A 13,726-nucleotide genomic window follows, 5' to 3' on the forward strand; every position below is an offset into this window, starting at 1 on the left:
GCCCGCCGAGACGCCCGGGAGCGGGGACGCGGAGGCCGCCGGGGCCGAGGCCGCCCCCGAGCCGGCCTTCCGCGCGGCGACGCGGGCGGAGGCCGTCGCGCTGCTGCGCGAGGTCGGGAGCCATTTCCGGCGGGCGGAGCCGGCCAGCCCGATCCCGCTCCTCCTCGAGAAGGCGGCGGGTTTCGCCGACCGGGACTTTCTCGCCATCCTCAAGGATGTCCTGCCCGCAGGCGAGACCGAGTGATCGTGAAGTAACCGGCAGATCTTTTACCCGGGATGGACCGGGGAGATCACGCGTCATCTCGCGACAATTCGGCTTCCAGGGCGCGGCCGCGAGCCACCTATAAAGATACCGCCCAATTCGGTCTCGCAGCATAGGCGATACAGACAGTCACACGGCAACCTATGCGAAAATTCCTGCCCTCAGAGACGCGTTCGTCTACTGGAAAACACAGAGTCCGGCCGAAATTGCCTCTTGCGTGCACTGAGAAAATTTGTTGGGTTGCTGCCTGCGACGTAGGGCACGCGCTGTGTAGAGAATCTGCGTACCGGGTTGCCTGAGGCAACCTGTGCGCCTCCACATGGATTCTACGGGAGGGCTGCTCACATGGCCGATTCGAGCCACAAATTCATCAAGCGCAACCGGCCGCCGCGCGTCCACATCACCTACGAAGATCCCTACGACGCCGAGCGCAAGGTCGAGCTGCCCTTCGTGATGGGCGTGATGTCGGACCTCTCCGGCAACGCCTCGACGGTGGAGAAGCCCGACGTCGCCGACCGCAAGTTCCTCGAATTCGACATGGACAATTTCGAGCAGCGCATGGCCGCGATCGATCCGGGCATGCGCTTCAACGTCAAGGACCGGCTCTCGGGCGACGAGGCCAACAAGATGTCGGTCGAACTGCACTTCAAGAAGATGGACGATTTCGGTCCCGCCGCGGTCGCCCGGCAGGTTCCGGCCCTCGCCAGCCTGCTCGAGGCGCGCGAGCAGCTCTCGAACCTGCTCCGCTACATGGACGGCAAGGTCGCCGCGAGCGACCAGATCAAGGCGCTCCTGAAGGACCCGGCGCTGATGGAGGCGCTGAAGGCGCGTCTCGCCGCCCCCTCCGACAAGCCCGAGCCGTCCGAGCCGTAAGGCTCGGGCCTCGCCCCGCCCCGCTCCAATCCTGACCTGAGAGGCGCATCGATGGCCGCGGAAAGTACTGAGCTCGCGCAAGGCGCCGCGTCCGCCGGACATCAGACGGCGGAGGCGAGCGAGTTCGCGGACCTCTTGAAGCAGAGCTTCAAGCCCCGCACCGAGCGGGCGGCGACGGAGGTGGAGAACGCCGTCGGCACCCTGATCCGGGAGGCGCTGTCGGATACCTCGCTGATCAAGGACGACGTCCTCGACACGATCGAGGAGATGATCGCCCGCATCGACGAGAAGCTGACCGCGCAGGTCAACGAGATCATCCATGCGCCCGAGTTCCAGAAGATCGAGAGCGCGTGGCGGGGGCTGAACTACCTCGTCTTCAACTCGGAGACGGATACGACCCTGAAGATCAAGGTCATGAACGTCTCCAAGCAGGAGCTGTTCAAGAACCTGCGTCTCTTTCCCGGGGCGCGCTGGGACCAGAGCCCGCTGTTCAAGAAGGTCTACGAGGCCGAGTTCGGCCAGCTCGGCGGCGAGCCCTATGGCTGCCTGATCTCGGACTACTACTTCAGCCACCTGCCGCAGGACGTGCAGCTGCTGCGCGAGCTCGGCAAGATCGCCAGCGCCGCCCACGCGCCGTTCTTCGCCGCCGCGGAGCCGACGCTGCTCGGCATGGACGCCTTCACCGAGCTCGCCAATCCGCGCGACCTCGGCAAGATCTTCGACACGCCCGACTACGCCCAGTGGAAGAGCCTGCGCGACCTGCCCGATTCGCGCTATGTCGGCCTGTGCATGCCGCGGGTGCTGGCGCGGGTCCCCTACGGCGCCAAGACCGAGCCGGTCGAGGAATTCGCCTTCGAGGAGGATACCGACGGCCATGCCGGCGAGAAGTACGCCTGGATGAACGCCGCCTACGCCATGGCGGTGAACATCAACCGGGCCTACAAGGATTGCGGCTGGACCGTGCGGATCCGCGGCGTGCAGTCGGGCGGCGAGGTGATCAACCTGCCCTGCCACACCTTCCCGACCGACGATGGCGGCGTCGACCTGAAATGCCCGACCGAGATCGCGATCAGCGACCGGCGCGAGGCGGAACTCGCCAAGTCGGGCCTGATCCCGCTGATCCACCGCAAGAACACCGACAAGGCCGCCTTCATCGGCGCCCAGTCGCTGTACAAGCCGAAGCAGTATTTCGGTGAGAAGGGCGTCGAGGCGACCGCATCCGACAACCTGTCGTCGCGGCTGCCCTACATGTTCGCCGTGTCGCGCTTCGCCCATTACCTGAAGTGCATGGTGCGCGACAAGATCGGCGCCACCAAGGAGAAGGACCAGCTCACGCGCTGGCTCCAGGAGTGGATCAACGAGTACGTCGACGGCGACCCGACCAATTCGAGCGAGCAGACCAAGGCCCGCAAGCCCCTCTCCGCCGCCCGGGTCGACATCTTCGCCGACGAGGAGAACCCGGGATACTACGCCGCGAAGTTCTACCTGCGGCCGCACTACCAGCTCGAAGGCATGGATATCGGCATGAGCCTCGTCTCCAGGCTTCCGGCGCCGAAGCAGTAGCGTCCGGGGACCAGCCCGGAAGGCGGTCGCTCCGGCCCCGGAGCGATGTCACGGACGGGGCCCCGGCCGCGGACTGAACAGAAAAAGCGGCCGGTACGGGTGCCCCAAATCGGTATCCCGGAAAAAACCGGCCCAGAACGTGATGTTTCACACCGCGTTTTGTCGGAAAATCCTCTTGAATTCCGGATAGGGATTTTCAACACGTCTTCGATGTGGCCTCGAAGATCCCGATCCGACCGGCGGCCGGAAGCATCCGCGACCCAAGCCGCTGCTACCATCTGTTGTGTCGACGCGATAACAAAGACGACAACGCGATAAAGGATGCAGCCATGGCCGTTGATATTTTCCTCAAGCTGGACGGGATCAAGGGCGAGTCCCAGGATCACAAATACAAGGACGAGATCGACGTTCTCGCCTGGTCGTGGGGCGCCGCCCAGTCGGGCACCACGCATGGCGGATCGGGCTCGGGAGCGGGCAAGGTCAGCGTTCAGGACCTGAGCATCACCAAGTACATCGACAAGTCGAGCGCGACGCTGTTCCAGCACTGCTGCAACGGCAAGCACATCAAGAAGGGCAAGCTCATCGTCCGCAAGGCCGGCGAGAAGCCGCTCGAGTACCTCACCGTGGACCTCGAGGACATCATCGTCACCCACGTCTCCCTCGGCGGCTCGGGCGGCGAGGACCGGCTCACGGAGAACGTGACGCTGAACTTCGGCACCTTCCACGTGAAGTACGCCGTCCAGAACGCCGACGGCAGCAAGGGCGCCGAGACCGAGCACAAGTGGCACATCGCCAAGAACGTCGCCGGCTGAGCGCCGCCGCAGGCTCGGGGCGCGCGCCCGTCGGGCGCTCGCCCCGGAGCCGTTGTCTTCACGCACTCTCTGTCGCCGAACCGGTATCCACTTCGGCTTGAGGGCGCTCCAGGGCGGCGGCTCCCGTCTCGACATCCAAAGGGGGGGCGCCGGCCGCCGCGAGGCGGCGACGGCGCCCTCCCCGTACAGGGCCATCCCGTCCCGCCGCGGGACATGGCGCGTTCAGGAGCGAGGACATGGCCGCCAGGGCCGATGCGGGACGCGTCCGCAATCCGCTGATCGAGGTGTTCCGGGCGGCCAACCGCGACCGGGACGCCCGGCTGCGCCTCGACATCCGCGACGAGGAGGGCGGCCGCATCGTCGCCGGGCGCCGGACCAGCCCGCGCATCGCGGTCGGCGCGGCCGACCTGCAGCGCAGCGTCGCGCGCGATCTCGAGCGGCTGATGAACGCGGTCCACCTCGCCGCCGACCTCGACCTCGACGCCTTCCCCGAGATCCGCCGCTCGATCCTGAACCACGGCTTCGTCAACATCGCCCGGATGACGATCGACGAGGGCGGCGTGGACGGCATCGCCGCCGAGATCGAGGCGGCCCTGCGCAGCTTCGAGCCGCGCCTCGCATCGGGATCGATCACGGCGCGCCGCGACACCACGGTCGATCCGGCCGAGCTGAAGCTGCGCTTCCTCGTGCGGGCCGAGATCCGGGCCGACCCGCTCAACGTCCCCGTGGAGTTCGTCGCCGATCTCGAGCGCGATACCGGCCGCATCCGGGTCGCGCAGCGATGAGCGGGCCAGGGACGACCGATCCAGGGACGACCGGGCGGGGAATGGGTGGATCGGGGGGCGCCCGGTGAACCGCGAGTTCCTCGATCTCTACAACCGGGAGCTCGGCTTCCTGCGCGAGCACGCGCGCGACTTCGCCGAGGAATATCCCGGCATCGCCGAGCGCCTCGGCGGCCTTCTCGACGGCCAGGGCGATCCGCTGATCACGGGGCTTCTCGAGGGCGCCGCCTTCCTGGCCGCCCGGGTCCAGCTCAAGATCAAGCACGAATTCCCGGAATTCACCCAGAACCTCCTCGAACAGCTCGTCCCGAACTACCTCGCCCCGACGCCCTCCGTGCTGCTCGCGAAGGTGAAGCCCGCCTTCGGCGATCCGGCGCTCCGCGACGGCCCCCGGATCCCGCGCGGCGCCCATCTCGATGCGACCTATCGCGAGCGGGAGCGCCAGATCGCCTGCCGCTTCCGGACGACCGACGACCTGCGGCTCTGGCCCTTCGACATCGCGGCGGCGGAGTATTTCAGCCATCCCGGCCCCCTCCAGGCGCTCGGCATCGGCGGCAGCGACGTCGTGGCGGGCCTGCGGCTGACTCTCGTGCACCGCACCGGCGCCGCCGAGGACGAGGCGGCGGGGCAAGGGGCAGGACAAGGGGCAGGCCGGGCGGCGGATCCCGAGACCTGGTTCGCGGGCTGCGCCCTCGACACGCTGCCGGTCCATCTGGTCGGGCCGGAGGCCGAGGCGGTCGCGATCTACGAGCAGGTCTTCGCCGACTGCACGGGGATCTACCTGCGCTACCTCGATGCCTTCGGCGATCCGGTGCTCGCCGCCCTGCCCGTCGACACCCTGGAGCCGGTCGGGTTCGGCCCGGGCGAGGCCCTGATCCCGAAGGACGACCGGCTGTTCGACGGCTTCGACCTGCTGCGCGAATACTTCGCCTTCCCGCGCAAGTTCCTCGGCTTCCGGCTGACCCGGCTGCACCGCGCGCTCCAGGCGGTGCGCGCGCGCAGCCTCGACATCGTGTTCTGCTTCGACGAGGCGAGCCCGCGGCTGGGCTCGGCCGTGCGGCCGGACGCCTTCGCCCTCTACGCCGTCCCGGCGGTCAACCTGTTCGAGATGAGCCTCGACCGGGTCGCGGTGCGCGCGAACCAGCACGAGTACCATCTCGTGCCCGACCGCAGCCGCACCCTCGATTTCGAGCCGCACCGGATCCTGCAGGTCTACGCCCACCAGCCCGGGCGCCCGGGCAAGATCCCGGTCCAGCCCCTCTACGCGCCGCCGGACGCGTCGGCGGCCACCGGCCTGTTCTACACCGTGCGGCGCATGCCCCGGCGGCGCACGAGCAAGGAGCGGCACTTCGGCACCGCCTCCGACTACACGGGCACCGACCTGTTCCTGTCCCTGATCGAGCCCGCGGGGCTCGACGACGAGAGCGCGGTCGCCGAGCTCAGCGTGCGCGCCCTCTGCTCGAACCGGCACCTGCCCGATCTCCTGCCCGTCGGCGAGGCGGGGGCCGATTTCCGCCTCGCCGACGACCAGGCCCTCGACGTGGTCTGCGTCGCCGGGCCGACCCGCCCGCGCGAGCCGGTGGTGGCGCAGCGCCACGGCCGCTCCGAGACCCTGTTCACCGGCACCGTCTCCTGGCGGCTGATCAGCCTGCTCAGCCTGAACCGCCTCGGCCTCGTCGAGGCGGGGGCGGGGCGGGGCGCCGCCGCCCTGCGCGAGGCGCTGATGCTGTTCGCCGACCTCTCGGACAGCGCCGTCGAGCGGCGCATCCGCGGCCTGCGCAGCGTCGACAGCCGCCCCGTGGTGCGGCGCCTGCGCCAGCGCATCGGCACCGGCACGGCGCGCGGCACCGAGGTGACCGTGACCCTCGACGACAAGGCCTTCGAGGGCACGGGCCCCTACCTGCTCGGGGCGATCCTCGACCGCTTCCTCGCCGAGTACGCCTCGCTCAACCACTTCACCCAGACGGTGATCCGCACCGTGGAGCGGGGCGAGATCCTGCGCGGGCCCCCGCGGGCGGGTGGGCGGAGGCTGCTGTGAGCTTCGCCGACCGCCTCCTCGCGGAGCCCTGGGCCCACGACCTGCTCGCGACCCTGCGCCGGATCGAGCGCAGCTTCCCCGACCGCCCCCGGATCGGCGACAGCGCGAGCCGGCGCGAGGACAGCGTCACGCTGGGGCAGAACCCCTTCCTCGACTTCCCCGCCTCCACCATCGGCGCGGCGGACCGCGACGGGGCGGAGCGGCTGCGCCTGTTCGTGCGCTTCCTCGGGCTGCTCGGGCCGCAGGGCGCGCTGCCCCTCGCCACCACCGACGAGGCCTATGGCTGGCTGCTGGAGCGCGACGACGCGCTGCCGCGCTTCCTCGACGTGATCAACCACCGCTTCCTGCAGCTCTTCTACCGCGCCTGGGCGGATGCCCGCCCGATCGCCCAGCACGAGCACCCGGCGGCCGACCGCTTCGAGAGCTATGTCGGGGCCGCGATCGGGCTGGGCTCGCCGGTCTTCCGCGACCTCGATGCCGTGCCGGATGCCGGCAAGATCGCCTTCGCGGGCCTGCTCGCCCCGGCCGCCCGCTCGGGCTCGCGCCTGCGCAACGCCCTGTCGGGCCTCCTCGGCGTCACGGCGGAGGTCGAGGAATTCGTCGGCACCTTCCTCGAATTCGAGCCGGCCGACCGCTCCCGCCTCGGCCGCGCCAATGCCCGCCTCGGGCAGGACCTGCTCCTCGGCAAGAGCGTGTTCTCCGTCGAGGACCGCATCCGCCTGCGCATCTACGCGGCGGATCTGCCCGCCTACGAGCGGCTTCTGCCGGGCGGCGAACGCTGCCGGATGCTCGCCGACATCGTGTTCTTCTACCTCGGCGACGAGCTCGACTGGGACGTGGAGCTGGCCCTGCCGGTCGCCGCCGTCGAGCCGCTGCGCCTCGGGACGTCCGGGCGCCTCGGCTACACCAGCTGGGTCGCCAGCGGGGCCGACGCGTCCGGCGGCTCCCACCGGCGCGACGCCCGCTTCCATCCAGCCGAGCGGGTCGGTCGCGCGAGCCAGCGCGTAGGGAGTGCATCGTGAGCGACATCAGCCTCGAGACCGTCACGGGCAAGCTCAACCGGGTCGGCTACGACGCCTTCATCCAGGCCCTGCGCCAGGCCCGCTCGGCCGGGCACCGTCACGTCGAGCTCGCCCACTGGCTGGCCTGCCTGCACGGGCAGGACGCCTCCGACCTCGCCCTCACCGCCGACGCCTACAAGCTCGACCGCGGGCGGCTGGCCGCCGACCTCGCCAAGGCGGTCGATGCCCTGCGGCGCAACGAGACCGAGATGCCCGCGGTCTCGAACCACATCGTCGACCTGCTCGACCGCGGCTGGCACTACGCCACCCTGCTGTTCGGGGAGACCCAGATCCGCTCCGGGCACCTGCTGATCGGCGCCCTCAAGTCGAACGAGCTGCGCCGCGCGCTCCTCGGCCTGTCGCCCGAGTTCGGCCGGATCCCGGTCGACACCCTGATGAGCGAGCACCGCTCGGTCTGGGCGCGCTCCGACGAGGAGAACCTCCGGCCGATGGACGGGGCCGGGCCGGTCGCGGCGGGCACCCCGGCCGCCGCGGCGCAGAAGGGCCAGACCGCCCTCGACCGCTTCTCCCAGGACCTCACCGCCAAGGCGCAGGCTGGCGAGATGGACCCGGTGCGCGGGCGCGACGAGGAGATCCGCCAGCTCATCGACGTGCTGATGCGCCGCCGCCAGAACAACCCGATCCTCACCGGCGAGGCCGGCGTCGGCAAGACCGCGGTGGTCGAGGGCTTCGCCCAGGCCATCGCCGCGGGCGCGGTGCCGCCCGCCTTGCGCGAGGTGCGGCTGCACGCCCTCGATATCGGCCTGATGCAGGCCGGGGCCTCGATGAAGGGCGAGTTCGAGCAGCGCCTGCGCTCGGTCATCGACCAGGTCCAGTCCTCGCCGAAGCCCATCATCCTGTTCATCGACGAGGCCCACACCCTGATCGGCGCGGGCGGCCAGGCCGGCACGGGGGACGCCGCCAACCTGCTCAAGCCGGCGCTGGCGCGGGGCACCCTCAAGACCATCGCGGCCACCACCTGGGCCGAATACCGCCAGTATTTCGAGAAGGATCCGGCGCTGACCCGCCGGTTCCAGCCGATCCAGGTCGGCGAGCCGGGCATCCTCCAGGCCGCCGACATGCTGCGCGGCCTGCTCGCGCCGATGGAGGCGCATCACGGCGTGCGCATCTCGGACGCGGCCGTGGTCGCGGCGGTCAACCTCTCGCACCGCTACATCCCGGCCCGCCAGCTCCCCGACAAGGCGGTGAGCCTGCTCGACACCGCGAGCGCCCGGGTCGCGATCAGCCAGACCGCCGTGCCCGCCGCGATCGCCGATACCCGCGCCGCGATCCGCGCCAAGGAGAGCGAGCGCGCGGCGTTGTCGGCCGACCGCGATCTCGGCCTCGACGATCCCACGCGGCTCGCGGGCCTCGACGGCGAGATCGCCGATCTCGGGGACAAGCTCGCCCGGCTCGAGGCGGCCTGGGCCGAGGAGACCGGCCTCGTCACGGAGATCCGCGCCCTGCGCGCCGCCCTGGCGAAGCAGGCGGACGGGCCCGCCGCCCCAGCCGCGGCGCCCGAGGCCGCCGGGCCGGTCGGCGCGGACCTGGAGGGCGAGGCGGCGCCGCCCCCGCAGGTGCCCGAGAGCGCCGATGAGCGGCGCACGGCGCTGCGGGCCAAGGCCGCCACCCTGGAGGCGATCGAGCCCGAGGCGCGGATGATCTACGACCATGTCGACGAGCAGGCGGTCGCCTCCGTCGTCTCCGACAGGACCGGGATCCCGGTCGGCCGGATGGTGCGCGACGAGATCGAGACGGTGCTGCGCCTGCCGGAAATCCTGAACCGGCGCGTGGTCGGCCAGTCGCACGGGCTCGCGATGATCGCCAAGCGCATCGAGACCAACCGGGCCAAGCTCGACAACCCGAACAAGCCGATCGGCGTGTTCATGCTCTGCGGCCCCTCCGGCGTCGGCAAGACCGAGACGGCGCTGGCGCTCGCCGAGGCCCTCTACGGGGGCGAGCAGAACATGATCACCATCAACATGAGCGAGTTCCAGGAGGCGCACACCGTCTCGACCCTCAAGGGCGCGCCGCCCGGCTATGTCGGCTACGGCGAGGGCGGGCGCCTGACCGAGGCGGTCCGGCGCCGGCCCTACAGCGTGATCCTGCTCGACGAGGTCGAGAAGGCCCACGCGGACGTGCACGAGATCTTCTTCCAGGTCTTCGACAAGGGCGTGATGGAGGACGGCACCGGCCGGCGGATCGACTTCAAGAACACCCTGATCATCCTGACCTCCAACGTCGGCACCGACACGATCGTGCAGCTCGCGCAGGACCCCGCCTATGCGAGCGACCCGGAGGCGCTCGCCGTCGCCCTGCGCCCGCAGCTCCTGAAGGTCTTCCCCCCGGCGCTGCTCGGGCGCATCGTCACGATCCCCTATTTCCCGCTCTCGCCCGACATGCTCGGCGGCATCGTCCGCCTCCAGCTCGACCGCATCGGCCGCCGCATCCGCGAGAACCACGACGCGGCCTTCGCCTACGACGCGGCGGTGGTCGCGCACATCGTCTCGCTCTGCAACGACCCCGATTCGGGCGGGCGGATGATCGACAACATCGTCACGAACACGCTGCTGCCCGAGCTGTCGCGGGAATTGCTCAACCGCGCCCTCGAGGGCCGGCCGGTCGCCGCGATCGCCGTGACCGTCGCGGACGGGGCCTTCGCCTACGCGGTGCAGGATGGCGGGCCGCAGGCCGGCGATCCCGCGCCCGACGCCTGACGGCGGCCGCCCCGGCCGCATCCGGGCCGGGGCCCGTCCGATTGTCCCGCCGGATGCTGAACCTGGAGACGCGCCGTGCCCAACCGTTTCGAACAGGTCGACGAACCGCCCGCCGACGCCCTGGCGCTGACGCTGGCGCGGGACGGCGAGAAGCAGTCCGGCACCCTCACCTGCCCGGCCTCGGCCAGCGGCGGGCGCCTCCCGAAGGGCTTCCGCAGCGCCGAGATGCCCCTGAAGGAGGCCTTCCGGGCGGCGATCAAGTTCGCCAACGACTTCCAAGTGCCGATGGTGGTGATCGATCCCGACGGCCTGTGGCAGGCCGAATGGGGCAGCCTCTACCGGGAGGACGACCCCGAGACCGGCACCGAGCCAGGGGCCGGGCAAGGGGCCGGGACGGAGACGAAGCCCGCCCCGTGAGGAGGCGCCGCCGCAGCTCAGGCAGCGCGCCGCTGCGGGATCGGCCGGTCTCGGACGCCCGCTCTCCCCCAAATGAGCGATGACGCGCGGGCCCGGGTGCAGCAATGAGGTCGACTGGGCACCGTGTAGCCGACCTTAGGGTTGTGGCGAATTGGGCACACGGCCCGGATTCAATCAGTACCGGCCCGGTTCAATCCGAAATTGTGCGAGAAGTGCGGTACATCAGGCCGCGCGCATCATCTATATTTCGCAGCGCATGACCCAGGACCGACGGTGTCCGACGGAATCTGCGTGCCGGACAGCACGCACACGATTACGACGGACATCGACTGTACTGTCATGCGCCGGCAGACGAAGAAAACGCCCGGTTCGTCGATCCGTAACCGGATGTCCTTCAATGCCGGCTCGCCTTGAATACGGAAACCTCGATGTTCCCTCCTGCAAGAACGCGCCGGGCGCCCGGGATGCATGAGACCCGGCTCTCCCCTCGCCACGGGCTCGCGACGGGCACGGCCCTGGCGCGGACGGCCCTGTTCGGGCTGGTGATCGGCGGGCTCGGCATCGGCGGCGCGGGCGCCCAGACCGCCAGCCAGATCACGCCGCCGAGCTTCCGCCCCGGCCAGCAGAGCGCCGGCGGCGGCCTCGTCTTCTCCGGCCAGCCGGGCCTCGGAACCCCCGCCGGCGCCGAGCGCCTGAGCGTGCGCCTGTCGGGCGTCTCGGTCGAGAACGCGCCGCCGGCCTTCGCCGCCGAGGTCGCGACGCTGCAGAGCCGCCTGACCGGGCGCCAGATCCCGGCCGCCGAGATCTTCGTCGCCGCCCGCGAGCTCGAGGCGGCCATCATCCGCTCCGGCGCCGTGCTCACCCGCGTCGTCCTGCCGGCCCAGACCCTGCGCAACGGCGGGCGCCTGCGCCTCGTGGTCGTCACCGGCTACATCGACCGCATCGACTTCCGGAACGTGCCCGACCCGGTGCGCGACCGCGTCGCCCTCCTGCTCGAGCCGCTGGTCGGCCGGCGCGACCTCCAGATCGGCGAGATCGAGCGCCGCCTGCTGCTCGCCGGCGACACCCCCGGCACCGCCCTGCGCTCGACGCTGGCGCCGAGCTCGGCCCAGGGCGCGACGAACCTGATCATCGAGGCGGTCTACAAGCCGGTCACCGGGTTCTTCGGCGGCGACAACACCGTCGGCCGGCCGCTCGGCGGCTTCACCCTCGGCGGCGGCTTCGACGTCAACACCGCCTTCGGCTATGGCGAGACGCTCTACTTCCGCAGCTTCGGCAATCCGAGCGGCAGCGACGCCAACGGCATCGGCGGCTCGTTCGGCGACTATCCGCGCCTGCGCACCTTCGCGGGCGGCTTCATCCTGCCGCTCGGCACCGATGGCCTGACCTTCAACTTCGAGGCGACCAAGAGCCAGACCGCGCCGCGGCTCGCCAACCTGCAGACGGCGAGCGACTACGAGCGCCTGTCCTTCCGCCTGCGCTATCCCTGGCTGCGCAGCCGCACGGCCAATTTCTACTCCGAGGCCGCCTTCGACGCGACGCGCGAGGAGCTCGGCCTGTACGTGGCGCCGGCCTTCGCCCCGCTCAGCCTCGACCGGCTGCGCATCCTGCGCCTGAGCGGGCTCGGCGACCTGCGCTTCGAGAATGGCGGCGTGCTCGCCGGCAGCGCCACGCTCTCGCTCGGGCTCGACGGGCTCGGCGCGCGCAGCGCCGCCGACGCCACGCCGATCCTGCCGCTCTCGCGGCTCGGCGCCGATGCCGAGTTCCAGAAGTTCGACGCCGTGGTGAGCTACACCCAGCCCCTGTTCGATCCCCTGGTGATGGCCCTCTACGCCCGCGGCCAGACCTCGTTCGGCCAGGCGCTGCCGCGCAGCGAGCAGATCGGCTTCGCCTCCTTCCAGGAACTCTCCACCTTCGACGCGGGCAGCCTCGGCGGCGACAGCGGCTGGCTGGTGCGCGGCGAGCTCTCGGCCCCCTTCGCCGCCAACCCGGAGGGCCTGCCGCTCTCGGTGGCGCCCTACGTGTTCGGCGCCACCGGCGCGCTCTACCTGGAGCGCCCGACCGCGGTCGAGCGGGCGAGCCTGCACGTCTCCTCGGTCGGCCTCGGCGTGCGCCTGATCAGCCAGGCCGAGCCCACCGGCACGCTGACCTCCCTGACGCTCGAGTTCGGCCGCCGCTTCCGCGACGACGCGCTGCCGGACGCCAACCGCTTCACGGTGCTCGGCTCGGTCCGCTTCTGAGCCGGCCGCGCCGCCCCATCGTCCTCCCGAGATCGCCCGCCGAGATCGCCCGATGAACCGCACCTGCAAACCGCTGATCAAGGCGCTTCTGGCCGGCACCGCCCTGACCCAGCCCGCCGCCCTCGTCGCCGGCGAGCTGCCGCACGGGGCCAGCACCGTCTATGGCGGCGTCGGCATCGCGACGCCCTCGGCCAACCAGATGACCATCCAGCAGACGACGCCGACCGCGATCGTCAACTGGCAGGGCTTCTCGGTCGGCGCCGGCGCCCGCGTCGACATCAGCCAGCCCTCGGCCGCCTCGGCGCTGCTGAACCGGGTCACCGGCTCGGCGACCTCGACCATCGCCGGCCAGATCAACGCCAACGGGCAGGTCTATCTCGTCAACCCGAACGGCATCGCCATCACCCCGACCGGCAGCGTGAATGCCGGCGGCTTCGTCGCCTCCTCGCTCGACATCGCGGACCAGGACTTCGTCGCCGGGCGGCGCATCTTCCGCGGCAGCGGCCAGTCGGCCGCCGTGTCGAACGCCGGCACGATCGCGATCCAGCAGGGCGGCTACGCGGCGCTGCTCGGCGGCCGGGTCGAGAACAGCGGCGTGATCAGCGTGCCGATGGGCCGGGTCGGCCTCGGCGCGGGCGAGCAGGCCACCCTCGACCTGTCGGGCGACGGCTTCCTGCAGGTGGCGGTCCCCTCGAAGGGCGACGGCTCGGACGCGGCCCTGATCCGGCACAGCGGCCGGATCAGCGCGACGGGCGGGCGGGTCGAGATGCAGGCGGCCACCGCGCGCGATGCCGCGCGCAACGCGATCAACCTCTCGGGCCTCGTCGAGGCGCGCAGCGTCAGCGGGCGCAACGGCGCGATCGTGCTCGGCGGCGGCGAGGGCGGGACGGTCACGGTCTCGGGCCGCCTGAACGCGTCGGCGCGCGGGGCGACGCGCCAGGCCGGCGCCGGCCAGGCGGCG

The 13,726-nt window shown here is 71.0% G+C and carries 10 protein-coding genes and 1 pseudogene; all 11 read left to right on the forward strand.

Translation table 11 applies throughout. The annotated features are described in order from the left end of the window. A pseudogene (locus MET9862_RS29665) lies at positions 1-244 on the forward strand (hypothetical protein); the annotation flags it as partial. A gap of 363 nt (positions 245-607) precedes the next feature. Further along, positions 608-1,135, forward strand: coding sequence for a type VI secretion system contractile sheath small subunit (gene tssB, locus MET9862_RS25760; protein ID WP_142585818.1), 528 nt, complete (start codon positions 608-610; stop codon positions 1,133-1,135). A gap of 51 nt (positions 1,136-1,186) precedes the next feature. Beyond that, a complete protein-coding gene (gene tssC / locus MET9862_RS25765; RefSeq protein ID WP_142585819.1) occupies positions 1,187-2,698 on the forward strand; it encodes a type VI secretion system contractile sheath large subunit in 1,512 nt (503 codons plus the stop codon). A gap of 329 nt (positions 2,699-3,027) precedes the next feature. Next, positions 3,028-3,510 (forward strand): Hcp family type VI secretion system effector, encoded by a 483-nt coding sequence (locus MET9862_RS25770; RefSeq protein ID WP_142585820.1) that lies wholly within the window; start codon positions 3,028-3,030, stop codon positions 3,508-3,510. A 236-nt stretch (positions 3,511-3,746) separates the two neighbouring features. Continuing rightward, positions 3,747-4,295 (forward strand): type VI secretion system baseplate subunit TssE, encoded by a 549-nt coding sequence (gene tssE / locus MET9862_RS25775; protein WP_142585821.1) that lies wholly within the window; start codon positions 3,747-3,749, stop codon positions 4,293-4,295. Between the two features lie 64 nt (positions 4,296-4,359). Continuing rightward, a complete protein-coding gene (gene tssF, locus MET9862_RS25780) occupies positions 4,360-6,330 on the forward strand; it encodes a type VI secretion system baseplate subunit TssF (protein ID WP_142585822.1) in 1,971 nt (656 codons plus the stop codon). Then, positions 6,327-7,352 (forward strand): type VI secretion system baseplate subunit TssG, encoded by a 1,026-nt coding sequence (gene tssG / locus MET9862_RS25785; protein WP_142585823.1) that lies wholly within the window; start codon positions 6,327-6,329, stop codon positions 7,350-7,352. The genes tssF and tssG overlap by 4 nt, the downstream gene beginning before the upstream one ends. Beyond that, on the forward strand, positions 7,349-10,108 hold the full coding sequence (gene tssH / locus MET9862_RS25790) for a type VI secretion system ATPase TssH (RefSeq protein WP_142585824.1): 2,760 nt from the start codon (positions 7,349-7,351) through the stop codon (positions 10,106-10,108). The genes tssG and tssH overlap by 4 nt, the downstream gene beginning before the upstream one ends. Before the next feature lie 75 nt (positions 10,109-10,183). Beyond that, the gene (locus tag MET9862_RS25795) at positions 10,184-10,525 is read left to right on the forward strand and encodes a hypothetical protein (RefSeq protein ID WP_185157007.1); all 342 of its coding nucleotides are present in this window, start codon (positions 10,184-10,186) and stop codon (positions 10,523-10,525) included. Positions 10,526-10,989: 464 nt separating this feature from the next. Beyond that, positions 10,990-12,765: a ShlB/FhaC/HecB family hemolysin secretion/activation protein gene (locus MET9862_RS25800; protein ID WP_142585825.1), complete on the forward strand. Its 1,776-nt coding sequence runs from the start codon at positions 10,990-10,992 to the stop codon at positions 12,763-12,765. Positions 12,766-12,817: 52 nt separating this feature from the next. Beyond that, the coding region (locus MET9862_RS25805; protein ID WP_142585826.1) for a two-partner secretion domain-containing protein at positions 12,818-13,726 on the forward strand (909 nt) is incomplete at its 3' end.

This window comes from Methylobacterium symbioticum, from assembly GCF_902141845.1.
Classification (GTDB): Bacteria; Pseudomonadota; Alphaproteobacteria; order Rhizobiales; family Beijerinckiaceae; genus Methylobacterium; species Methylobacterium symbioticum.

What these genes read in the sequence shown, in the direction of transcription:
- MET9862_RS25770 (WP_142585820.1), top strand. Translation starts at nt 3,028, where the DNA reads ATGGCCGTTGATATTTTCCTCAAGCTGGACGGGATCAAGGGCGAGTCC.
- tssE (WP_142585821.1), top strand. Translation starts at nt 3,747, where the DNA reads ATGGCCGCCAGGGCCGATGCGGGACGCGTCCGCAATCCGCTGATCGAG.
- tssB (WP_142585818.1), top strand. Translation starts at nt 608, where the DNA reads ATGGCCGATTCGAGCCACAAATTCATCAAGCGCAACCGGCCGCCGCGC.
- tssC (WP_142585819.1), top strand. Translation starts at nt 1,187, where the DNA reads ATGGCCGCGGAAAGTACTGAGCTCGCGCAAGGCGCCGCGTCCGCCGGA.
- MET9862_RS25800 (WP_142585825.1), top strand. Translation starts at nt 10,990, where the DNA reads ATGCATGAGACCCGGCTCTCCCCTCGCCACGGGCTCGCGACGGGCACG.